General features: G+C 41.3%; 12 protein-coding genes and 6 pseudogenes. 8 read left to right on the top strand and 10 right to left on the bottom strand.

Going from position 1 to position 24,823, the window contains the following annotated elements; genetic code table 11:
• Nucleotides 1-31 precede the first annotated feature (31 nt).
• The 5 genes from apaG to olsF all read left to right on the top strand — a co-directional run bounded on the left by apaG (nt 32) and on the right by olsF (nt 5,329).
• The gene (gene apaG / locus RS130_RS10020; RefSeq protein WP_316025839.1) at nt 32-406 is read left to right on the top strand and encodes a Co2+/Mg2+ efflux protein ApaG; all 375 of its coding nucleotides are present in this window, start codon (nt 32-34) and stop codon (nt 404-406) included.
• A 5-nt stretch (nt 407-411) separates the two neighbouring features.
• Complete coding sequence (locus RS130_RS10015) at nt 412-825, top strand: metallophosphoesterase (protein WP_316025838.1); 414 nt, start codon at nt 412-414, stop codon at nt 823-825.
• Nucleotides 786-1,220 carry a hypothetical protein gene (locus tag RS130_RS10010; RefSeq protein ID WP_316025837.1) on the top strand — a complete coding sequence of 145 codons (435 nt, stop codon included), beginning with the start codon at nt 786-788 and terminating at the stop codon, nt 1,218-1,220. Before RS130_RS10015 ends, RS130_RS10010 begins: the two co-directional genes overlap by 40 nt.
• 153 nt (nt 1,221-1,373) lie before the next feature.
• Nucleotides 1,374-3,398, top strand: a complete 2,025-nt coding sequence (locus RS130_RS10005; protein WP_316025836.1) for a methyl-accepting chemotaxis protein — start codon at nt 1,374-1,376, stop codon at nt 3,396-3,398.
• A 188-nt stretch (nt 3,399-3,586) separates the two neighbouring features.
• Nucleotides 3,587-5,329, top strand: coding sequence for a bifunctional ornithine lipid synthase OlsF (gene olsF, locus RS130_RS10000; protein WP_316025835.1), 1,743 nt, complete (start codon nt 3,587-3,589; stop codon nt 5,327-5,329).
• Between the two features lie 65 nt (nt 5,330-5,394).
• On the opposite strand, the gene RS130_RS09995 is transcribed toward olsF, so the two are convergent.
• The 6 genes and pseudogenes from RS130_RS09995 to putP form a co-directional block, all read right to left on the bottom strand.
• Nucleotides 5,395-5,694 (bottom strand): YebG family protein, encoded by a 300-nt coding sequence (locus RS130_RS09995; protein ID WP_316025834.1) that lies wholly within the window; start codon nt 5,692-5,694, stop codon nt 5,395-5,397.
• A gap of 410 nt (nt 5,695-6,104) precedes the next feature.
• A pseudogene (locus tag RS130_RS09990) lies at nt 6,105-8,653 on the bottom strand (glycoside hydrolase family 3 protein).
• Between the two features lie 108 nt (nt 8,654-8,761).
• A pseudogene (locus tag RS130_RS09985) lies at nt 8,762-11,728 on the bottom strand (TonB-dependent receptor).
• Between the two features lie 101 nt (nt 11,729-11,829).
• Nucleotides 11,830-14,423: pseudogene (locus RS130_RS09980) on the bottom strand (family 16 glycosylhydrolase).
• Between the two features lie 404 nt (nt 14,424-14,827).
• A complete protein-coding gene (proB, locus tag RS130_RS09975) occupies nt 14,828-15,937 on the bottom strand; it encodes a glutamate 5-kinase (RefSeq protein ID WP_316025833.1) in 1,110 nt (369 codons plus the stop codon).
• Nucleotides 15,930-17,440 (bottom strand): annotated as a pseudogene (putP, locus tag RS130_RS09970) (sodium/proline symporter PutP). Before putP ends, proB begins: the two are co-directional and overlap by 8 nt.
• Before the next feature lie 436 nt (nt 17,441-17,876).
• On the opposite strand from putP, the pseudogene RS130_RS09965 reads away from it, so the two are divergent.
• Nucleotides 17,877-18,379: pseudogene (locus tag RS130_RS09965) on the top strand (MarR family winged helix-turn-helix transcriptional regulator).
• A gap of 3 nt (nt 18,380-18,382) precedes the next feature.
• On the opposite strand, the gene RS130_RS09960 reads toward RS130_RS09965, so the two are convergent.
• The 4 genes and pseudogenes from RS130_RS09960 to RS130_RS23735 form a co-directional block, all read right to left on the bottom strand.
• Nucleotides 18,383-19,222: a LytR/AlgR family response regulator transcription factor gene (locus tag RS130_RS09960; RefSeq protein ID WP_316025832.1), complete on the bottom strand. Its 840-nt coding sequence runs from the start codon at nt 19,220-19,222 to the stop codon at nt 18,383-18,385.
• The gene (locus RS130_RS09955) at nt 19,212-19,841 is read right to left on the bottom strand and encodes a sensor histidine kinase (RefSeq protein ID WP_316025831.1); all 630 of its coding nucleotides are present in this window, start codon (nt 19,839-19,841) and stop codon (nt 19,212-19,214) included. The genes RS130_RS09960 and RS130_RS09955 overlap by 11 nt, the downstream gene beginning before the upstream one ends.
• On the bottom strand, nt 19,778-20,332 hold the full coding sequence (locus RS130_RS09950) for a hypothetical protein (protein WP_316025830.1): 555 nt from the start codon (nt 20,330-20,332) through the stop codon (nt 19,778-19,780). The genes RS130_RS09955 and RS130_RS09950 overlap by 64 nt, the downstream gene beginning before the upstream one ends.
• Before the next feature lie 288 nt (nt 20,333-20,620).
• Nucleotides 20,621-21,885 (bottom strand): annotated as a pseudogene (locus RS130_RS23735) (MFS transporter).
• A gap of 308 nt (nt 21,886-22,193) precedes the next feature.
• Between RS130_RS23735 and RS130_RS09935 the strand changes: the two are divergent.
• Nucleotides 22,194-24,305, top strand: coding sequence for an alpha-amylase family protein (locus tag RS130_RS09935; protein WP_316025827.1), 2,112 nt, complete (start codon nt 22,194-22,196; stop codon nt 24,303-24,305).
• Nucleotides 24,289-24,549 carry a hypothetical protein gene (locus RS130_RS09930; protein ID WP_316025826.1) on the top strand — a complete coding sequence of 87 codons (261 nt, stop codon included), beginning with the start codon at nt 24,289-24,291 and terminating at the stop codon, nt 24,547-24,549. The genes RS130_RS09935 and RS130_RS09930 overlap by 17 nt, the downstream gene beginning before the upstream one ends.
• Nucleotides 24,550-24,823 lie beyond the last annotated feature (274 nt).

Genomic DNA, 24,823 nt, shown 5'->3' with positions numbered 1-24,823 from the left:
ATAACGCTTTTAAAAAGTGGTGAAAAATATTATGCAAGTATCCAGTCAAATCAACGTTAGTGTGCAAACTCAATATTTGAGTGAACATGCAAGCGAAGAAAATCAATTTCCCTTTGCTTACAAAATTACCATCACCAACACCGGTGAACAAATGGTGCAATTAATTAATCGCTATTGGCTAATTACTGATGGCAATGGTAAAAAAACAGAAGTGCATGGTGCAGGCGTAGTGGGCAAGCAACCTTATATAAAACAGGGGAAATCATTTGTATATACCAGTGGCGCAGTGTTAGAAACGCCTATTGGCACTATGCAGGGCTATTATGAAATGCAAAATGAAAAAGGGGATTGGTTTCAAGCACCTATCGAGGTTTTTAGTTTGTCCGTTCCTAACATTTTAAATTAACCCACATGGCAACCTATATAGTAGGCGACATACAAGCTTGTTTAGTTGGCCTACAGTTATTACTTAAAAAGGTCGAGTTCAATCCCCAACACGACCGTTTAATTGCAGTGGGCGATCTTATTGGTAGAGGGCCACAAGCGTTAGAAACCCTGCAATACCTCCAATCTTTAGGTGACGCTTTTGACACTGTACTAGGTAATCATGACCTACATTTCATCGCCATTTACGCCGGTATTCGCAAGGCAAAACCCAACGATAAGTTTGATGAGCTGTTAGCCAGTCCAAATATTAAACACCATATAGATTGGCTAAGACAAAAGCCCCTAGCTTTGCTATTAGACCCGAATACCCTAGTATGTCACGCTGGTTTACACCCCAGTTGGTCACTAAAAAAGCAGAAAAGTATAGCGAAGAAGTGAGCCAAAAGTTAACAGGTCCCCAGTGGCAACAATTCCTTGCTAACATGTATGGCAACGAACCTGACATCTGGAGCAATAATTTACCACCCAAAGCACGCACTAGATTTATTGTGAATGCCTTTACTAGAATGCGCTACATAGATGATAAAGCATTAGAATTCAGTTGTAAGTCTTCCCCAGAAAATGCGCCTAAACACCTCAAACCTTGGTTTAAGGTAAAAAATGATAACCTCAAAAAAAGTCAGAAAGTTATATTTGGCCATTGGGCAGCACTACAAGGTAAGACTAATTCAGATAACTTTATAGGCCTGGACACTGGTTATTTATGGGGCCAAGCTATGACCCTACTGCATCTCGAAACAAATAGAAAACACACAGAAAAATATCAAGATTAATTCCCTCAAGCCGATAGGGTATATGCGAGATTAATTAACTCAAGTACTTCAAATTAAATATAACTAAGTTATAGTTATGTAAATTATTTTGGACATACTGCTTCTCAATAAAAAAACCAGTATCAATACTAAACACTAAAGATAGGCCTAAGAATGAAAATTACTGTAGCAAAACGCGTTGTTGGAGGGTTTGCCGTTATTACCACTCTTTTATTTATACTGGGTATAGTAGCGGTACTAAATTTAAAAAGCATTGAACGAAACACCGTAGAAGTTAACACTCTTGCGTTGCCAACAATGACCATGAGCAGCCAATTAAAGGTGTATTTTTTGAATATGGGGCGTCTCGCAACCGAAGCCTATTTTGAAACATCTATCGATGCCGTCAATAACCAGCAACAGGCATTTGAAGCAAGCCAAACTAATTTTGAGTCTGAGCTGCAAACTTTAGGCAGGATCGTCAGTCAAGATAAAGAACTACAAAAGTCACTTGCGCAAACTCAAGAAATATATTCACAGTACTCCACTAATGTCAGCGCCATTTTTGACAACAAAAAAGCCGAACTAAAATTCAAAGAGAGTATTCAAGGACAACTAGGAGATATTGAGGACAACTCAGATGATGCCTCCACCCTTATTGTTGATTTTTCAGACCTAGATGAAGTGCAAAGTAATTCTCAACTTAAAAAAGCCTCAGGTATCGCCAATAGTTTAGAGTCGAGTCTGATGTCACTACTCACTTTTAGCGCCGAATATATTAAAACAGAAAACCTAACTCGGGCTGATACGATAGGTAACGAAGTAGAACTCGTTATCAATCAAATAAAAAGCAAAGTAGTTGAAATTCAAGCTGCAGAAAACGGCAGTGATGATTCAGGTACTCTAAGTGAAGTATATGAATTAATCGCAGTGATAACAGATTCAATATCTTCATCTGACGGCCTACTACAATCACAAATAAGTCAGTTAAAGAGTCAGGAACAAGCAAAAGTCGCTTATCAGGCTTCTGATAGCAATATCCAGCAAGCTATAGCTAAGTTAGATGAGGTCATGGCCTTTGCTGACATAAAAACGAAGTCCTCAAAAGAGGATGTTACCAGCTCAGTTAATCAAGGAATATCAAGTACTATCGGCATCGCTTTAGTGTCTATAATTTTAGCTGCGGGTATCGCTTATTGGACTGTCATGGCAATTATTCGACCTCTAAATAAAGTCAACGCCATGCTGCAAGTTGTGGCTACGGGAGACTTAACCCAAAAATTAGATGACTCATCTAAGGATGAATTTGGGATATTAGCCAAGAATTGCAACGCCTTAATTGAGAGTTTAAAAGGTTTAATTTCGGGGATTAGTTCAAGGGCCACACAGCTAGCATCGGCTGCAGAACAAACATCAACTGTCACCGCTCAAACAACCAAGTCAATTCAAGAACAGAAGTCGCAAGTAGCTCAAGTGGCTACCGCCACTACAGAAATGCATAGCACTTCGCAGTTAGTTACTCAAAGCGCTGAAGACACCTTGAATCAAATTAAACATGCCGACAATGAAGCTGAAAAAGTCAGAAGTATTTCAGAAGAAAACAGAAATACAATAGTTGTTCTAGCCAAAGATGTTGAAGAAGCAGCAGAAGTAATCAACAAACTCCATCAAGATAGCGCCAGTATTGGCGGCATTTTAGATGTGATCCGAGGCGTCGCTGACCAAACTAACTTACTCGCATTAAATGCTGCTATTGAAGCCGCTAGAGCGGGTGAACAAGGTAGAGGTTTTGCAGTAGTTGCAGACGAAGTCAGAACTTTAGCCAGCCGAGTTCAACAATCGACTCAAGAAATTAATTCTATGATTGAGGTTTTGCAAGCCGGTGCAGAAAAAGCCGTAGCAGTGATGAATCAAGGTAAAGAACAAACGACTGTATGTGTCACCCAATCAGAAAACGCCTTAGCAGCGTTACAGTCTATTACCGAAGCCGTACACAAAGCCTTCGACGTCAGCAGCCAGATAGAACAATCAGCCCGAGAACAAAATATTGTTTCACAAGAAATTAGCGAAAAACTTGAGAACATTGTTAACATTGCGGAAGAAACCTCTATTGGAGCTCATCAAACCTCAGAATCCAGTCACGAAGTAGCAAACCTAGCAGAAGAGCTTCAAGGCTCGGTGCAGCAATTCAGAGTGTAATCTGCAGTTACTCCAAAAAAGCCGGCAATTAGCCGGCTTTTTTATATCCCCAATACTTTGTCTTTGGCTCGCTAAGGCATTGATGCCAGCCAGTGTAAATATTCACAAAACCTACACTTTTGTTAAACCAAAGCGTCATAAAAACTGATTACTCTTCTCCCAGTTTGGTTTAATAGGCATAAAATATTATGTTCTCCGTTGCAGAAGTACTTGAAAAACACTATCCCAAAGTCGCCAATAGGCCGATTTTGTCAAAACCCGTGACTTTTGTATTGCGTCATTTATTACATGAAAAAGAAATGCAAGGGTTTGCTAATGAGTTCCCAAATCATCAAGGCATAGACTTTGTAGAGCAAGTGCTGGAGTACTTCAGCATTAGTTACTCGGTCAGAGATGTAGAAAAAGAACGCATCCCCAGCGAAGGTAAACTTGTAATTATTGCTAATCATCCCATCGGCTCTTTAGATGCTTTGGCCTTAATCAAGTTAATTAGTGAAGTGCGACGAGACATAAAGGTAGTCGCCAACCAAATGCTCATGGCACTTCCTCCGTTGCAGCCAATGTTATTACCGGTCAATAACATGCAAGGCAACACGCCCAAGCAGAATATTCAAAAAATTCAGCAACACCTGATGTCAGAGGGGGTTGTTATTGTTTTCCCTGCCGGTGAAGTATCAAGATTACGCCCACAAGGTATTCGCGATACTCAATGGCAAAGTGGTTTTCTACGCATGGCCAAGCAAGCGAAGTCTCCTGTTTTACCGATATTTATTGACGGAAAAAACTCCAAGATATTTTATGGCGTGTCTATGCTGTATAAACCGCTGGCAGCGATGTTGTTGGTTAAAGAGATGTTTAAACAGAAACGCAATCATTTACCCATTCGTGTTGGTGAAGTAATTCCTTTTGAGTCATACAGCAGCACCAAAATTTCTCGCAATCAACATGTAAAGCTCTTTAAAAAACACCTGTATAGAATAGGCCAAGATAAATCAGCTATTTTTAAAACTCAAAGTGCCATCGCCCAGCCCGAGAATAGAGCAAGCCTGTTTCACGCCTTAAAAGATAATTGCGAACATCTAGGAGAAACTTCAGATGGTAAGGTCATGTATCTCTACAGTGCCTCAGGCAGCTCACCCATTTTGAGAGAAATTGGTCGATTAAGAGAGGTCTCATTCAGAGCTGTGGGTGAAGGCACCAACAAACGCCGAGACTTAGACAGCTATGACCAAGACTACTATCATCTCATTTTATGGGACAGAGACGATCTAGAAATCGTTGGCGCCTATCGCTTTGGTCCAGCTAAAAAAATTATCGCCGATAAAACCGTTAAAGGTTTATATTCGGCTAGCTTATTTGACTACAATTCTAAAATGGATAAATATTTTAACCAAGGATTAGAATTGGGTAGAAGTTTTGTACAACCCAAGTATTGGGGGAAACGCAGTTTAGATTACTTATGGTTCGGAATTGGCGCATTCTTACAACGCCATCCAAATTATCGATACCTATTTGGCCCTGTCAGTTTAAGTGACCACTACCCTAAAGCAGCAAAAGATTTATTAGTACAATTTTACACATTATATTTTCAGCAAGAAAAACCCTGTGCCAAAGGTAAGATGCCCTACATGTTACCTAATGATTATGAGCATTCATTTACTGGTGATGATTACCGTGCTGACTTCACAAAGCTAAAACATCTACTGTCTAATATGGGTATGGCGGTACCGACGCTATTCAAGCAATATACCGAAACCTACGAAGATGGAGGGGTACACTTTGTCGATTTCAATATCGATCCAAGCTTTAACCACTGTGTAGACGGATTGGTTATCGCTGATCTTAGTAAATTAAAACCGAAAAAACGCGCTAGATACATGCCACAAAAACAGAGTGAGTCAACGCCAGACAATACCACTGAAATAGCCTAAACAGTCGAACAACAAGGCAATACTGTCACAAAAAACATGCCTAATTGAGCAAGTAATTTACTGGCTCAATTAGGCTTTCTTTGCTTTTTATCTAACTCGACTACATCAGCTTTTTCCGAACTCAATAATGTTTCTGCGGATGTGCCTTTTAACAGTTTAGTCAACGAGTCTTTATTTTTAGACAGCATAATCGTTAAGTTTTCTAATACAGAAGGATCCAGGCTTATCCCCTTACCTGCTATGTATTCACTCAAATTATCTGCTACATCCAACATTTTATCGTATTGATCTGCTTCTTTTTTATCTGCGGTCACAAATTTTTCTACCCCTTTGTGTTCAACCACATAACGTGTAATGACAGCCATAATGTTTACTCTCTAATAAATAACAACAAATCAACTCTATCACAAAAACTGTATATAAAAACAGTGTAGAAATAGAATTTTTTGCATACGACTCATTCAATTTAGGTTCATAACATAACAAATACCATCGCTTTTAGAACATTGGCAGTCTCTGCGACTTCGCTTTTTATTAGTGGGCAATTATCTACAGGAAAAATACAGCCTCTGCTCTTTCGTATTCGAGCAACACAATATAACTGCAGTTACAATTTACCAGAAAGGAATACCTCAGCGGTTTCTGCTCTGGGTTCTCGGTATTCGAAAGGGGGCTATTAAAAAAAGCGACAACCATTCCTTCACACCGACGCCTTGTTCAAAAACCGCTGGCAGTATTTAAAGAGATCACTTATCAATATGGATAGATATCTCACCTAATGACAAGGTTTGGCTAGCCCATTAGCCGTGGTTTCAAACCTTATCTCACTAATAGACAGCGCATTTGGGCGAGTAGAATAAAAAGTAAGTGTATCGACCATTTCATTGCCTGCCAGACCTTGCACTAAACACCTCATGTCAATACGAATATCTTCCCAAGAATTGGCTGTTAACTCAGCTATTTTCGCACTTATGTCAAACTCTTTAGAACAATCTGCTTGGTTAGGCTGCTGGCCAGAGCAGTCCATTTTGACGAAAATTGTATTAGTCTGCGGCTCTGCACTTCTTATATTTAACACCAGTGACGAAGCATTAGTTAACGTTTCAGCAAGGCTTGAGTTTTGTAGTACAAACTTCACTGCTCCCTGCCCTGTTCCGCTAAAATTGATTCTAAAGGCATCTTCTTGAATCTTTTTATCTATAGTGCGATAAGCAATATGCGGTAACGACATTGTATTCGACACCACTTCACTTTGTTGCTGTTCAGAGATTAAGTTCATACTCCATTTGTGACTTAATTTACCATCAAAAACAGTCAAGCCAGAGGATTTTGCAGTGCCTGTCACAATAGTGGATAAATCGTTACTAATCATTCTGTTATCTGCGTAACTTAGCCCATAACCATAAGCAAATAGAGGCGAATAATCCGCGTCATATCGGTTCACTGTTTGGGTTGCAGAATTAGGCAGGAATAAGACAACTTACCTGTAAAGTCATGTTGTACCTCAGTTATTCTGATCCGCTAGCAACACGTCAGCCACAGCTGCCCCTTCCGAGCCAAGTGCAACCATGCAGCCACAAATGCATCACTTGCGTTTAGTTCTGCGTTAACCCACATAGGACGTCCAGAAATAAACACGGCCACAGTAGGTATACCTTGTGTTTTGAAAGACTCGAGTAAAGCCAAGTCTCGCTTATTTTCTGCTTGATAATGTAAATCCGTAACATCGCCTTGGCCTTCGGCGTATGGTGCTTCACCAAAAACTACTATGGCCACGTCAGGCTTAGCTTGAAAACGACCATCAATGCTTAAGGTAGTTGTTCCACCAGCCGCTCTCACCTGTTCTTCTATACCAGCGTAAATTGAACTACCACCTGTGAAATCAGCATTGGTGTTTCCTGTACCTTGCCAAGTGATTGTCCAACCTCCAGATTGTTTACCTATATTATCTGCCCCGTCTCCGGCGACTAAAATATTTTGTTTCGGTGCCAGAGGCAGAAGATGGCCGTTATTTTTAAGTAACACCAACGATTCACGCACAGCTTGTTTTGCCACATCTCTATGGCTTTTATGACCGATTAACTCGGTTTTCCCTGAAAACTGACGTTCAGCTGGACTAGGCTTTTCGAACAATCCGGCACGTAACTTAACCCGTAAGATTCGACGCACTGCATCATCTAGCCTAGACGGTTTAATCTCACCAGACTTAACTTGCGCTACCAGGTTTTCAAACAAAGGTTTCCAGGCTTGGGTAGGGACCATGTATATATCTAAGCCAGCGTTCATTGCTTGCGGACAATTTTCATTACTGCAGCCTTTTACTTGCCCATGTCCATTCCAGTCACCCACTACAAATCCATCAAAACCCATTTTATCTTTCAGCACGTCGGTTAATAAATATTGATTGCCGTGCAACTTTTCACCGTGCCAACTATTGAATGATGCCATTACCGATTGCGCGCCAGCCGTTAGACCACCAACGTAACCTTGAGCATGAATGTCATACAATTCTTGTTCGGTAGATAGGTTATCCCCTTGATCATCGCCATTTTGGGTACCACCGTCACCTACAAAATGCTTCACTGTACTGATCACTCGACTATCGCCTAGAAAGTCTTGATCACCATGGCCTTGCAAACCATTCACTATTGCTCCTGCGTAGGCTCTGACAATTTCGGGATCTTCAGAATAACCTTCATAGGTACGGCCCCATCGATCATTTCTCACTACTGCAACTGTTGGTGCAAACACCCAATCAATGCCGGTGACCATCACTTCAGTAGCCGTAATGGCGGCTATTTTTTCGATTAAGTCGGGATTATTTGCTGCGCCTAAACCAATGTTGTGCGGAAACAACGTGGCACCAATCACATTGTTGTGTCCATGCACCGCATCGGTCCCCCACATGGTGGGAATCCGTGAACCGTCTAACGAATCATCAATCGATGCTTGATACATTTTCTCCGCCAGATTTATCCAATCTTGTGGCGTTGCATGCTTATTGCCATCAGGAAAAGAGCCGCCACCGTTCAGGTAAGAACCAAAACCATATTGACGCATGTCTTCTACCGTAATGTCTCTAATTTCGGGCTGAATTGTTTGTGCGACTTTTTGCTCGACATTCATACCCGCTAAGATACTTTCTACGCGCCTTTCAATATTTGCATCTTTGGCCACAGCAGAAGTAATTTTAGGCCAAATATCCTGCTCACCTAACATCTGAACGTCAACGACATCGTCACGTTGTTGGCTATTCGAGCAAGCGAAAATAACCAAACTAAGGCTAGCCAATAGCAGCCCATTTCTAGCAAATCTAATCACTATTTCAATCCTAAAGCAAAATGGAAATCAAGCTTCTGATAAACAATAAGCAAGCCCCATACACATTAAAAAAGTAAGCGCCCACTTTCAAGTGAAACGGGCTCTTCACCGTTACTTAAAGCTATATCGAGCTCCTAGAATATATCTAGGCCCGTACTCTCGAGCAAACAAGAACTGTTCTTCGTACCGGCCGTACCCTTCTTCAGTTTCGTTATTCAGATTTATGCCTTCAAAGAATACCGTTAGGTTGTCATTTACATCATAGTTAACACTTAGATCCCACTGACCAAATGCCTTTGCAAATTGCGGTGGATTATCAGATGAGCCTTGGCTTTGACCAACGCCAATCAAGTACTGATCTCGCCATGCATATGTCACCTTGACTGACATGCCATGTTTTTCGTAAAAGCCCTGAAAATTAGCCGAGTCACTCAAACCGGTCAAAGGGGTTTGTTGCGTTAAACTGGTCACATCAAATTCAACATCGCCATCGACAAAGGTGGCATTTACACCCAAGCCAAATCCTGTGTCGCCAATTAAATGTTGTACCGCCAACTCAAAACCGTCCACTGTTTTGGTGTCTGGACTGTTATACGGGCGACTTATATCCCATTCGATTAATGGATCATCAGCTTCAGGCTCAATGTAGCCTTGCGCATTTAAGGTCGCGCCATTCACTTGCATTTGAGCGAAAATAGCATCGTTAGTAGCTTGTACACCATCCGCAATTAAATCCGCTTCAGCCTGTTGCCATCTTGGACCTTGGTAAATGTCATGAAAACCTTCGATAGTAGTGGTAACAATTTGACTACCAATAAAATTCTTCACATCTTTTTTGAAATAGCCAATAGCCGCATAACTACCTTCACCGTAGTAATATTCCAAACTTAAATCTAAATTAGTCGATTCAAAAGGCTGTAAATTGGTATTTCCTTCACTACCATTACGAGAGCCAATTTTTGGACTACCCGATAACTGTCTGCCGCCGGCTAGATTTCCAAGTGGAGCTCGTGCGATAGTTTTGCCCCACGAAAATCTACCCACTAAGTCATCGGTTATATCTATTTTGAAATCAAACATCGGCAACAACACATCGTGTTCGCCAGCTAGTTCAAGAAAGTTACTGTCGCCGTCTAAATATTGGGTATGCCATTCGCTGCCACCTTTCCACCAAACGGCGGTAGGAACTTGCTGTAGAACACTACTGGTCACATCAGTTTCTTCGTATCGAACACCCACATTCATTTGCATATAAAAATCAGCTAAGTCAAATTCCCATAGCGATTGCACATAAATACTACTGGTTTCTTCGGTTACAGAACTTTCAGAGTAGGTTCCCATTGGGTGATAAGCTGTTGTCGCAAAGTAATCGTCTCCACCTAGCACTTCATTGGTTAAGAATGCCTCTGAGCGGGCAACCACTTCATCAAAATCGAAGGTGTAGTAATAGTTGGGAGTTAGATCAGCGCCACCGCCATCGATAGCACTCAAAAAGTCATCGGTGCTATGACGTGTAAACATACCGTCTGGAAAAATTTCAGGCCAAGCAGGGTTAAATAGAAAACCACCAATTAAGCCACTCCACGCATTTGATCCTCCCATCGTTTGTTCGGTACGTGCGATACCAAAATCAATCGACACAAGTGGAATATCGAATGTATTGTCCCATGAGCCATCTATTTGCAATTGTTCAACCGCAGATTTTTGGGCTGAATGAATGAACTGACTAAAGTGAGAATCTATTTCACCTGGAGCTAATTCAGTGGTACCGTTCTTCCAATAAATCTGTGCACTTGGCACATCTCCGGTGCGATAGTCATAAGTTTTAGTGAGCAATTGATCCGAACCTAAATTTAGTGACCCCTCACTCGCCTAAGCCTTCGTCTGCACCGTTGTCTGTTTCACTCGTTGAGTCATGATAATCTAGGGTAAGACTCAGATTGTCTGATGCTTGCCACGCAAAGTTCAAACCAATAGAGCGTTCTTTTACTTCCGTGGTCGAACGAGTGGCAGTATAAGAACCATCATTACCACTAATATCGGTAAAAATTGCGGTACCATTTTTATCCAATTCATAAGCGTTAATATTTCCGCCATAGTCATTCCACATCCCCCAACCAATAGAATTTCGGCCGGTAATTGCATCCGTCATGATGTAGTCCAGAGTGATAACGACAGCGTCGATAGGTGCATACTGCAATGTCACTTGGCCATTGGTACGCTCACGTTGCGTATTTTCAATGGTATACCCCATATTTCGCGGGAAAAAATAATCGCCACTTGGCTTGCCATCTGCATCTAGTGGGCGAGCATCAACGACATTCTCCGCGTCTAGCTCTGGCAAGTCGACATTTGCTTGCCAACCTTGAATGCCCGCCGACTGCTGCTGAAAATCACGTCTGTGATGATTAAATGACAATGCCAAACCAAAGGTTTCATCAGCGAAAGTATTACTGTAAACAGCTGATAACTCAGGGGTGACGTCTTTGCCTTCTTCATTTGAAGTATCCATTATGGCTTTACCTGAAATAGAATACTTTTCGCGTATGGACTGGTCAGTGGTTTAGTCGTCACAATATTAACTGTTGCCCCTAAGCCACCACTAAGCACTTCGGCACGCGCTGTTTTTTGCACTTCTAGGGCGGTCACCCCTTCCGAAGATAAGTTTTCTAAACTATAAGAACGTGAATTACCGGTGCCGGGCATTTGCCTGCCATTCAAAGTAATTAAGTTAAACTCAGGACCAAAACCACGTACCGTAATTTGACTACCTTCACCATTCGCTCGGCTAACTGTTACCCCAGTAATGCGCTGCAACGACTCGGCTAAGTTCGTGTCGGGGAATTTTCCCATGTCTTCTGCTGATATCACGTCCATGACGCCGGAAGCCTCACGTTTCAAATTCATTGAACGTAGTAAACTTCCGCGAATCCCCCGTACCTCAATAACTTCAGACTGCTCGTTAGCCGTTGGCTTGGCAGTCACTTCTTGTGCCGAAACCGTTTGACTCGCCGCCATGGAAAATACCGCAGAAATGCATAGTGCCACTGGTGTTTTTGTAAAAATTGAATGTTTCATTTTCTACCCTACTTTTTAAATTCGATATAAAATACGCTGCCGACGACTGAGTTGTTGTCTACCCAGCGTACCTGTTTTTAATATTGCGATTTACCTACACTTTAAGGATTACCAATGTAAGCATTATCAATTCGGTACACAGCGCCCGCACCTGAACCCCATGCAGGAAAGACCATGATGACTTCAATCTGGCTAACATCTAATCCCGCCTCTTGCAGTGCTTTCAAAGTAAATGAGTAGGTTTGCCATTCACCAACAACCGGTTCAATCGCCCCAGAGCCATGAATGAGATCTAGCTCTACCTCAGAACTAGTATCAACCGACTCCACTTTAAACTTCCAAACGGAGGTCGCATCGTCCGGCGCAGACATGACCTTCATTTCAAAACTAACAATGCCAGTTTCAACAATACTGCTGGCATCAAAATAAACGCCATCATTTGCCAAGAACCCCATCACCGTATCGCCAGTCACTGCAAACTCAGCCGTAGCACCATGAGTCTCGTCGTCCAACACAATAGTTGGAGTGGAATCAGCACAGCAATCCCAAATTGTCCACTGCTCTGGCAAAGTATCTGCCATTAACGTTAATCTAGGAGGCTCAGGACTATAAATCTTTGCATTATCAATACGATAAACCGCGCCTTCCCCCGTTCCCCATGCTGGGAAAACCATGACTACGTCAATATCGCTAACGTCTAGGCCAGCAGCTTGCAAGGATGCGAGTGAAAAAGTGTAGGTCTGCCATTCACCAACAACTGGGGCGATGCCAGCAGATCCTTCGATTAGATCTAGCTCGACTGCACTTGTCGCCCCACCAGCTTCGATTTTGAACTTCCATACTGACGATGCATCGGTTGGCGCGGCCATGACTTTCATATCAAAGGTCACCACGCCTGTACTGGCGATGCCGCTGGCATCTAACGACACGTCCGTTGTGGCCAAAAAGCCCATGACGGTATCGCCTGTGATTGTAAACTCGGTAACTAAGCCATGTTCAGCATCATCCATCACTTCTGTTGGTGTAGTGTCAGTACAACAATCCCAAGCGGGCCAATCTGCGTTAGCCGCATCTTCAAACAGCACTAGCTCAGCAAGTGGTTGAGCAATTTTGACATTGTCTATTTGATAAACCGCTCCTTCTCCTTGCCCCCATGCTGGAAAGACCATAACGATATCTAACTGGGCTAAATCTAGACCTTTGTTAGCAAAGTCTTGTAGCGCAAAAGTGTAGGTTTGCCATTGCCCCGAAACAGGTGCAACCCCTTCGATACTTTCTGTTAACTGGAAGTCTGCCGCTGACGCAGCGTCAGCGCTTTCTAGTTTGATATACCAAGATGCTGAGGTGTCATTAGGAAAATCAATAATCTTCATATCAAACGAAATAAAGCCCGCTTCGGCTAGAGGTGATGCATCAAAAGGCTCGACACCGTAGGCTGTAGATAGACGGGAATTAAACCCCATGACTGTTGGCTCAGCACCAATAGCAAACTCTGCTACCGCGCCATTTTCTTCAGTAAGTTCTATAGTGGGAGTTGTACCACCGCAACAATCCCAAACGGGCCAAATAGGGTTTCTACCATTAGCAAAAACCGTCAAGTTAGTCGCCACTCCACCGCCAATACCGGGCGCTTCACCTTCAAGTAGAGCATCGTCTAAGCTATCGTAGCCTCCTCTTACGGTTTCGCAGCCTTTACCTGTGTCTGGGTCTATCGCACATTCGTAAACACGTACATAATCTACTTCAAAGGCATTATCACCAGCAGCAAACGCCGCGGCATCAACCCCTAAGCTATTAACGTTCTCTGGCCAGTCTCCACCCACAGCGAAATTCAGAATTAGAAAAAGTCTTGGTCAAAAGGAGCACTGTCCCAATGGGTCGTAAGTTCACCTGAGGTTTGCTCGTAGTATTCAGTAAACCAGCCCTTGTGCGCTAAGCCGACAGCCTCACCTGATCCGTTGTAACGCACTTCCGATTGACGTTGCGTGGCAAATAAATAATCGTCTACGTACCAACGAATTTCGCCCTCTTGCCACTCAACCGCATAAGTATGAAAATCGTCTGCTGGATTGGCGTTGCCTTGATAGCTATATGAAGTACCAGATGACGCATTGTTAGGCCAAGGTTTTCCATAATGCAGCGTGCCATGGACCTCATGTTCTACATTTCCTTCATCATCAGTTACGCCTAAATTTACTGATTCAAAAATATCGATCTCACCCGAACGAGGCCAGCCACCATATTCTGAATCGGTTGGCATCATCCAAAATGCTGGCCAACTGCCTTGCCCAGAGGGCGCTTTAGCACGCATTTCAACGCGTCCGTATTTAAAGTCAGCTTTGTACTGGGTCACAAGTCTTGCTGAGGTGTAGGGTTTTTCTGCCCCCTCTGCGGCCGGCAACGCGACAATATTCAACACGCCATCTTGTACATAAGAGTTTTCAGCACTGTCGGTATAACATTGCTTTTCGTTGTTGCCGCCACCGTCGCAATTAACTTCATGAGTCCATTTTTTACTATCGATAAACGCCCCATCAAATTCGTCATTCCAAACCATATTCCAATCAGAAACAGGCTTTGCTGGGTCAACTGCATCTGAAACCGTGTTCGTTTCGGCTCCTCCTCCGCAACCTAGTAGTGTAATTGCTGATGCGCAAACGACTAATTGGCTGATATTTCGAGCTGCTTTATTCATTGTGTGATTCTCAAAATTTGGCTAAGTAACAAGTTCAACCGCTCAAACACTTGCCTAGTGTTTATGTATTTTCGCGTGCCGACTTCTCTCCACCTTTCATACCTAGATTCTTATAGTTTTAGGTATATAGAGTGTGTGCTCAAAGGTGTTGATTATTAAAACAATCAAGCAAATGATAAATTTCGAACATATTATTAACAATGTAAATGCGCTGTTAAGAAACCAGCATGCGGTATGAATCGCCAAGCACAAAATTACTCGATAAAGCGAAACAAAATTACGATAAGATGAGATGGGAAATGACGGTAGAGTGGATTGGTATCCCCCTCTACGCCATAAAATGAAGCTCTATGTAGAGGGGTTGGTAACTAGCAATAAGAGCTACAAAAAGAATCGCCTGAGGGCTAGTCTCCTTTTGACTCATCCAACAGAGCAACATTTTTCTCAGAAATAATTGGTCCAGAGGTATATTCAGCTGGTCCCGCTTGTTCATTATTTCGGTCAGCAAAAAAGCTAAGTAAGCAACTACTGTAGTTAGATTTAGCATTGGCCAACTTAGTTCCGTCGTCTTTGCGAACCAAGATTGTATCCCCCACTAAAAAGTCACCTTCAACAGATAAAATTTCGTCACTGGTGAGTTGCTCACTGTCAGCGTCTAGTGCTGCGTCAAAGTCATTTTCAACTATCACTTCACCTTGCGCTTTAGAAGTATGGGTCATCCAATGCACGTGTTCTTGCATGGGCTCTGCATAGGGCTTAAATATAGTGCCTGCATTTTTACCTTCTAATAACATATTGAACGACAACTGGGTGAAACCATTGACGATAAAAGTTTCAATACCATGTGAAGTGGCTTTTTCTGCGGCCTCTATTTTAGTTTTCATGCCGCCAGTACCCACATCGCTAGTCGCGCCCCCTGCCATGGCATAGATTTCTTCAGTGATTTCATTAACTTCAGAAAGAATCGTTGCATCATCGTGGGTGTGAGGATTTCTATCATACAAACCATCAACATCAGAGCAAATAATCAACGCATCAGCGTTAGCCGCCGCGGCCAACATGGCAGACAGATTATCATTATCACCCACTTTAAGTTTGTCAGTAGTGACCGTGTCGTTTTCATTCAAAATAGGTAAAATGCCATGACTTAGTAAAGTATCAATTGTATCTTTGACACTGATATATCGGTCGCGGTTACGTAAGTCTGCGTGAGTTAATAAAATTTGCGCAGTTGGAAAATCAAATAATCTATCCCACGTGGCCATCATTTCAGTTTGCCCAGCAGCGGCCATGGCTTTTTTAACGGGCAAAGTTGGCTCGGCACCAGAAAACATATGAGCACCTGCGGCGATGGAGCCAGAAGATACCAATACAACTTCCACCCCTAGGGTTCTGCAACGAACAATAAACTGCGCAATACTCAATAAATAATGACTACTACAGCCTTTTTTGTCTGGGGCAATCAATGCACTACCCACTTTTATTACAATGCGTTTCCAATTAAATTCATTCATGGTTAGCTCCTTTAAGATAATTTACTTTTGCTATCACACGATTCGTTTCTTCAAACATAGCGACAACTGTTTCCGAGGGTGATTGATCAAAATGAGAAATAAGCCAAATAGTGATACTACTAGCTAAAAACCCCGGCACTATTTCATACATAACACTACTCATTGCTTTACCATCGGCTAAGACAGGTGCGTAAATCCACAACAACACTGTGACAGCACCAACAATCATGCCTGCAATAGCAGCTTTGTAGGTTAAATTCTTTTTATACAAACTAAATAACACAAGAGGGCCGAAGGCGGCGCCAAATCCGGCCCAAGCATTACTCACCAAAGATAGGATACTGTTATCACTATCAAGAGATAAAAGTAATGCGACTAACGCGACGCCCGCTACGCCAAAACGCCCCATTAGCACGGTATTTTTTTGCTTATCTGATTGGCTTCCATATAACCGATAGATATCTTCTGTTAGCGAACTAGCAGACACGAGTAACTGGGAAGAGATAGTACTCATAATAGCCGCCAAGATAGCCGCCATTAAAAAACCACTGATTAACGGGTTAAACAACAATTCAGAAAATACGATAAAAATGGTTTCAGGATCATCTAAGGTTAAATTAAATTTATTCACATAAGCCACGCCTATTAGACCTGTCGCCAAAGCTCCCACAATAGTTACCGTCATCCAGCTCATACCAATGTTACGAGCAACGCCTACATCTTTAACTGAACGAATAGCCATGAAACGGACTATGATATGTGGTTGTCCAAAATAGCCCAATCCCCAGGCCATGCTGGATATTAATGCCAAAACTGTCACATCTTGCATTGCTGCTGAAAAAGTAGGAATAGATTGATGGGCATGGGTCAACATGTCTGCTGTACTGTTAAATTCTTGGAAGGCTACAACGGGAACAAGTACCAATGCTAAAAACATAATACAGCCTTGTACAAAGTCGGTCATACTCACCGCTAGAAATCCACCTAAAAGGGTATAGGACACCACCACGCCTAAGGTAACAATCAGTCCTACGTGATAGCTTAAATCAAAAGCTGACTCGAAAAGCTTACCACCAGCCACTAGCCCAGCCGAGGTATAGAGGGTGAAAAATAAAACGATAATGACAGCAGATACAATACGAATTTTACTTTTGGCTTATCAAAACGCTTAGCGAAAAACTCAGGGATTGTTAACGAATCATTCGCGACAGAGGTATATGCCCTGAGTTTAGGTGCCACTAATATATAGTTGACCAGTGCCCCTAAAACTAAACCGATGGCAATGAATATGGTTTCAAACCCAGAGACAAACATCGCTCCCGGCAACCCCATTAACATCCATCCACTCATGTCTGACGCCCCCGCCGACAATGCCGTAACTTGAGGGCTAACGGCTCGTCCACCCAAAATATAACCCGAAAGATCACTGGTTGAACGTTTGTATGCGAATAGGCCAATAGCCAGCATCAGCAAAAAATAAAGTCCTAAAGAGAAATAGCTCATAACAATCCGTTAAATTATTTAAATAAAATTGTGGTTTTTGTTGATCAAATCATAACTTGATTGAGAAAAAAGTCCTCTAATTAATGAAACAGCCAGTACATAACCTGAGGCAGCCAGAGGTAGCATCTTTGTCACTTTCTTCGCACAGCAATTTGATCCACTAAAAACACGGAGTGAATATTACAGCACTATTAATTAGTATACTAACTATTTTTACGTATATAAAACACTAACCAGTTATATAAATTGCTTACATTACAAATAAATGACAGAATTTACGGCCACACATTTACGTAGCATACATATGGAAAAAGAGTCATTTATTACGCATGGTGGATATTTTTCATTTTTATCCAAACAATAATTTAGCGAAATTAGATGCAAAATTCATTTAATTTGATAGAGTTCGCCCTGAATTAAGTTGAGCTCCTTTTATATGAAAAAATACGAAGAACTATTGGTTTCGATGCGCCGAATCATTCGCGCTATTGATTTGTACTCAAAAAATTAAGTAAAGAAAGTGGCCTAACCAGCCCCCAATTGATTGTTATGCAAGAAGTCGCCGCCAATGACGGCATTATGGTGAAGCAAATTGCTGAAAATATTAATTTAAGTTCTGCTACGGTAACGAGCATTCTAGATCGCCTCGAAGCCCGCAATTACGTGATTAGAGAGCGATCGCTTCAAGACAAACGAAAAGTAGGTTTACATCTCACCCCAACAGGGCAAGTCGCTATTCAAGGTGCTCCCACTCCTTTACAAGAGCACTTTATTAGCCGCTTTGAAAAACTAGATGATTGGGAACAAACACAATTAATTGCCACTATGCAGCGCATTGCCAAAATGATGGACGCAGAAGACATTGATGCAGCGCCCTTACTAGAAGTAGGTACCATTCACAACCCTTCACCTACATCCACTACCATAATTAATAGCTAGCACTTATTGCTGTCCTTGCCGAGCTTGAATTATTTTAGTCACTGCCTCACTGTAACTACGACTGACTTTAAGTTTAACTTGGTCGCCTAGATCCAACATACTTTCGTTATTGCGCAAAGGCTGGATACTCCTGACACTTTGTATATTGACTAAGGTTGATTTATGAATGCGGCAAAACATATTCGAATCTAGTTCACTTTCTAAACTTTTCATGGTGATACGTACAATAAAATTTTCAGCCTCGGTATGAATACACATGTAATCTCCGGCGGCATCTATCCAGCGAATGTCTTTCACAGCCACAAATACTCTTTCGTTATCTGTATTTTTGATCACTAACTCATGGCGAAAATTACTAGGTAGGGGTTGATCAGGCTTTTGTAACCATTGTTCCAATTCAGAGATAGTGATGCCAGAGGTTTCACCTAACGCCTCCAATAATCTGAATTTTTCAACATCTCTATGCTTAGGAGCAAGCCGCTCTCTCACCCGCTCCATGGTTTTCTGTAGTCTGCCTAAATTAGCTGGCTTCATAATATAATCAATAGCGTTAAGCTCGAATGCATCCAATGCATATTCGCTATACGCACTCACAAACACCACCATAGGCATGACGTCCGCCTGTAAAACCTGTACCACTTCCAAGCCATTTAATCCTGGCAAGCGTAAGTCTAAAAATAGCACGTCAGGCTGTAAGGCTTGGCAGAGCTTTATAGCTTGGTCGCCGTCTGTGGCTTCACCTATCACTTTTACATCAGGGATATTTTCCAGCCTTATACGTAAGCCTTCTATGGCTAAAGGCTCATCATCAACCACAATGGCGGTAATTAACTTAGCTGTCATATTTTTCGAGCCGACGAAATGGAAAGGAAATATAGACTTGTGTCCCTTTACCTGTGTTTTCTATATGCAATTCACTTTCTTGATTGAACAAAGCAGTCAACCGCTCCCGTGTGTTTTTTAAGCCAATCCCAAACCCCTTACCCGATTGTTCTCCTTCTCCTGCCCCATCATCTTTGACCAGAATAATGATATTTTGATTTTCAAGCGTAGCCGAAACCAATATATGCCCTTTTCCTTTTCGAGTTTCTACACCATACTTTATCGCATTTTCAACTATGGGCTGTAAAAATAAGGTAGGCACTTCAGCACATAACGTATCTGAAGCAACATCGACAGTGACAGACAAACGTTCGCCAAAGCGCACTTTTTCAATAGATAAGTATAAATCTAATAATTCTAGCTCTTTCTTTAACGTGCTTTTTTGCAATGACTTTTCGTCTAAAGAATATCTAAAAAACGCGCATAACTGGTCTAACATTTCACCAGCTACCTCATTATCTTTCTTGTAAATCAAAGTTGATATTGCATTCATAGTATTGAATAGAAAATGAGGATTCAGTTGATAACGCAACATTTGTAACTGCGCATCTTTAGCAAAGGTTTGTGCCAGCAGTAACATCTCGTGCTCTTTTTGCAACTTAAGATTGTACAACATAATAAAAAAATAGCGGTCCAGACAAACATCGCAGACAAGGAAAACAAAAACCAGCCGCCAAACTCCAACATACTCCATTGTTCATGCCAAGCTTGGTTGTAAACCACTGTTTTATAAGACGCTAGTTTAATGACGTTAAATACGATACCTAATACCCCAGCACTGAAAAAACTGAGAAAGAGCGTCTTTTTTAATGGCAGATGAACAATTTTTCGAATAAATAACCACTGTAGATAACTTAAGACAAAGCCACTACTTACTTCGACAAACAGATTTAACATTTGTCCTGAGAAGTTAAAAGAAGGACTATCTAGTTGTGGACGAATAATGGCAATAAATACGACTAAAGCATAACCAATCCAACCGCTAAACTGCAACGACCAAAACTGAAAACTCTGTTTAACAAAGGCTTGTGCACCAAGATCTAAAGTATTCTCTTCTTCTATTGGCTGCATAGTGCTTATTACCGTCCTAACTTTATAGTTAACGATATAAAGTATAATAGATTGCGACAAAACGCATGGTTTTGCGGCAATACGAAACAAAATCACGACAAAAATATTCGACTACTGGTTGGACACACTCATACAAAACACATTGCACTAGATTACCCTTTACTGACGCCTTGTATTGATTAGCTCCAGATGGATAACTTCCTAACACAGATGCATATTCAAGGAGACCTGCAAATCATCCACTGTCATCTATACTCGTTTGTGCATCTTGGCTGTTCCCACATCCAGTTAAGCAAATTGACTATTGTTGGTTGATTCTTCTTCTGCTTTATAATGAGAAATAACAAGATAACCCAGTGCTGCTGCTATACAGGTCCCGGTCACTAATATGATGCGCATTGACAACAAAGTACTACTTGGCTGCCCTGCACCAAGTTCAGCCTCAAAGCCTATAACGTTCAAACTAAATCCTGCTGCAATAAAAGCAAAAGAAACAGACAGTTGAACGATTAAATTTTGCAACGACACAAAAATCCCCTCCCTACGAACACCATGTGTATTTTCATCGCAATCAGTTTGATCGGCAATCATGGAGTGCATCAGTACTCCCATCCCAGCCCAAATAGACGTACTCAATGCCGCATCCATTATTAACCACCAATTATGCCCAGGCTGGTAAATAAACCACTTTGCTACCCCGCCAAAAAAGTCAATACGTAAATACACTTCATGGCAGCCACTTTACCAATTCGAGCCGAAACTCTAGGAATAATAAAAACAAAAACGATCCCCCAAATTGCATAGGCGCTGGACATCACTGCCTTCCACTTCGCTCCAAGCGAAATATCTCCTTCATTCATGTGGTACACAATGATGTAATAATCAACACTTGCTGCATAGTTTCCGAGCAACATTTGAATGAATATTAGTAGTAAAATAATAGCTAGATTTTTGTTTTTCAATACAGCTCGTAGACTACTAGTAAATGAAAACGACGGCTTTTCTTTTGGTGCGCTCCGTTCTTTTACAAAAAAAGCTGGAATCGTTCCACACACGCCAAAAACAAACAAGGCAACTCCCCAACCTACGTATTGAATGCCAACAAATACACTACTGAAAATACTGAGTTGAGCGATAGGAAAGATCCAATGATAAATAATAGATGAGAATTTTAAGAAATAAGTTACAAACGCCATAATGTAGGTGCGTTCGTGGTGGTTAGTACTTGCTTCGTATACGAGGCAATTCATTGGCACGGTCCAACATGTCGATACCATGTTAAACAGCAAAGTGAATACTGCAAAATAAATCAATTGGTTTATATTGGTCCATTCTGGAGGCACCATCCAAATCACACCAAATAAGATTCCACTCATGATAGGAAAAATAAATATAAAGGGTCGGCGCCGACCAATATAGGTATTTGTATTATCAGACCAATAACCAACTAAAGGCGCGAATAAACCTGCAAGTATCACAGGCACTTTTATCGCCAAAGCTAATAAAAAAGGGTCTACACCTAAGGTCATTTGATAATAGGGTGTCGCAAACATCGACACGCCTTGACTAGAGAAAAAAATAGCGAGAAATCCAATCCCTAATGCCGTTTTGTGTTTAATAGAAACAGAATGTTGCGGCGTACTCAAAAACTTCGACATAGTATTTCTAAACTTTCAACCTGTTGATAGAGAAAGTTATCACCCCAGAATATTGAATATCCTAAAAGTGTAACAAATAAAGTGTACACGTTTACATTAAAAGTTGTAATTTTATTGTAAATTATGACAGTATAAAAAGAAGCGAGTGAATCACTCCTTCAATCAATTTCAGATTATTTGCAACAGACTAACGAGTTAACCCTATGCGCTTTTCAAATTACAAAAAAACTATCGCACTAAGTTCGAGCTTTTTACTCACGGCATGCGCCTACAATACTAACGAAAATTCTGTCACTGCAGATACTCTCACCCCCACAATACATGCTTACATCAATAAACCTGAACCTACAAAAAGCTCACTATCACAGGAAAATCATAGTCTAGCTAAAGAGTTAGGAAAATTAATTATTCAAGCCCAGCAACATGACATTCCAGTTGAACAAGAAGTCATGACCCTACATACAGCTTCACTATTTACACAATGGATAGCATGGGACGAGAATAACATAGAAACACTTACTCGTGCATATAGTGGCCACCCTACTTACCGGAAAAATGCAGAAGCAATGGCCCTCACACTACCTCAACGAGAAAAAGAAGGGGTTAATCGTTTACTTAAAAATGCCATAAGTGATACTCAAAAACTGCTAAACGGCAAAATAACAAGGCCCAAGTTACCACAAATCGATTGGTCACAGATTACTGTCAAAAATGGACAGTTAGAACAAAATGGTCGACCGGTTTACCTTGCAGATTATGTGTGGAAACCAGAACATCCAGCTTTTGAAAAATACTATGGCCAATTTAATGGCTACTTTTTATCGCCACGGGTAATCGAACAAAATGGTTCGGTCGATCAAAAGCAATTAGTGCGAGCCAAAACCCTTAGCGACGAAACCATTGGCACAATTTTCCTCGATAATAATGTGCTACCCAAATGGATAAAACAACAACATCCCAATATTTCTGTAGGGCAGCGACACTATGGAAAATATGATATCGATCATCCAGCAGCTAGAGAGTTGTATACTCAATTATTCAGACACTTTGTCCCTATTTTTAAAGGTAGCAAACGAGCGGAAATGGGTTATATGCTATTCAACGAACCGAGCTTTTTTACGGCTACAGGCTCTTGGAATACAGGCGAAGTTTCTGATTTTACCAAAACTAAATTTGAAAAATGGCTGAGCAAGCAATATTCATCAATAACAGAATTGAATAATAACTGGCAAACACAATACGCAGGATTCGAACAGATCAACATTGCCATTCCAATAGATAAAAATTTACGTGGCACGCCAATTTGGTACGACTGGAATACTTTTAATAATAAGCGAGTGACAGAGTTATTTACATTCTTTAATCAAGAAATCAAAAAACATGATCCCGAAGCAAAAACTCATATTAAACTCATGCCCTTATTATGGTACAAGGATCTTAAAGATCATGGTATGGACTTTGAAGCTCTCATTTCGTCGGGTGATATTATAGGTTTCGATGCCAAAATGTTAACCACACAGCTACATGGTAAACAGGCATGGAAAGAACACTTCTCCCTTGATTGGCAAAGCGCAGCCATGTCCTTAGATTTTATGAAATCAGTGCGACCTGAACAGATGATGTATGACTCAGAGAATCATTTTATTAGCTCAGTCGTTTTTGCTGACCCTTACATGAAACCTGAATATGTAAATTCAGCTTATTGGTTGGGTTTACTGCATGGGATCAATGCTACAAAAACTTGGGTTTGGTATCGAAATGCTGACGGCTCTTTAGTGTTAAATCGAGAAGAAGATACCTTGGACAAAGTCGTTAACGTGACGCACTTGCCTGAAGCGCTCCACTCAGCAACCAAAACGTTTATGGATGCGAACCGCCTCGCGCCAGAACTGTCTATGATTCAAAAACAAAATAAACCTATTCGGATTTTCTATTCTAAAACATCAGCTATTAATCAAAAAGGATATATGGACGGCATACACGATACTCATAGGCAGTTGTCCTTTTTAGGTGTACCTATTGGCTTTACAACAGAGAATATTTTAACCGAACAAGACATCAATGCCCCTGTCATGCTTATTAAAGATAGTCAACATGTCACAGCACAAGAATTAGCAGCGCTACAACAATACTTAAATAATGGTGGGACTATTATCATGGATCAACAAAGTTTGACTCATGATGAATATGACAAGCCTCATAGAACGCAATTGGAAGCAAAGAGTGAACAAATTATTTCACTTTCGAATTGGACTGGATTAGATAGACTAGTCTCTAATATTCTAGCTGAACACCAGAGTGTTACCAGATTATGAATTACACCTTCACTCCAGCACCTTAGCTCAGCCAATTGCAAACAACGGTATTTTTTGGCGTACCGTTAAAAGTGCTAATGGCGACAGCTTGCTCTTTTTAGTGAATGTATCAAAAGAAACCAATCAGATAAAAGTATCAAAAGGTGGTAGTTACCGCCAACTCACTAACAAACTTACCAATCAAAGCTACGGCGATTCAATCACCATTCCCCCGCAAGGCGTCGCAATACTCACAATACAGTAATCCGGTTTTTATCGAGCTTCCAATAATAACAGTTCTTGCTATTTGGGAGCGCAATGACACTACCCGATGTCAAAATATAAAGGTTTATACTAATTAATGGTAATGAGGAAAGTAAGGCAATGAGCAATGACAAAATACTGAATAGGGCCCTAAAAGCGGCTTTGATTCAAATAATGTTGGTATCAACACGTACCTTTGGGAAAGAGTCAAAGGTATCTGTCTCTGCAAACAAATCCCTAGCGGATTTTTTCTCCTAGTGATACCTCAAGGCCCA

The organism is Paraglaciecola aquimarina (genome assembly GCF_032464635.1).
Taxonomy (GTDB): domain Bacteria; phylum Pseudomonadota; class Gammaproteobacteria; order Enterobacterales; family Alteromonadaceae; genus Paraglaciecola; species Paraglaciecola aquimarina.
Note: the sequence above shows the minus strand (reverse complement) of the source record. Positions and strands in the feature narration are given on the sequence as shown.

Bases quoted from the DNA above. Each gene is read 5' to 3' on its own strand.
- RS130_RS10005 (WP_316025836.1), top strand. From the start codon at position 1,374: ATGAAAATTACTGTAGCAAAACGCGTTGTTGGAGGGTTTGCCGTTATT.
- RS130_RS09955 (WP_316025831.1), bottom strand. From the start codon at position 19,841: ATGTTACTGCTGGCACAAACCTTTGCTAAAGATGCGCAGTTACAAATG.
- RS130_RS10015 (WP_316025838.1), top strand. From the start codon at position 412: ATGGCAACCTATATAGTAGGCGACATACAAGCTTGTTTAGTTGGCCTA.
- RS130_RS09950 (WP_316025830.1), bottom strand. From the start codon at position 20,332: ATGCAGCCAATAGAAGAAGAGAATACTTTAGATCTTGGTGCACAAGCC.
- apaG (WP_316025839.1), top strand. From the start codon at position 32: ATGCAAGTATCCAGTCAAATCAACGTTAGTGTGCAAACTCAATATTTG.
- RS130_RS09995 (WP_316025834.1), bottom strand. From the start codon at position 5,694: ATGGCTGTCATTACACGTTATGTGGTTGAACACAAAGGGGTAGAAAAA.
- RS130_RS09960 (WP_316025832.1), bottom strand. From the start codon at position 19,222: ATGACAGCTAAGTTAATTACCGCCATTGTGGTTGATGATGAGCCTTTA.
- olsF (WP_316025835.1), top strand. From the start codon at position 3,587: ATGTTCTCCGTTGCAGAAGTACTTGAAAAACACTATCCCAAAGTCGCC.
- proB (WP_316025833.1), bottom strand. From the start codon at position 15,937: ATGAATGAATTTAATTGGAAACGCATTGTAATAAAAGTGGGTAGTGCA.
- RS130_RS09935 (WP_316025827.1), top strand. From the start codon at position 22,194: ATGCGCTTTTCAAATTACAAAAAAACTATCGCACTAAGTTCGAGCTTT.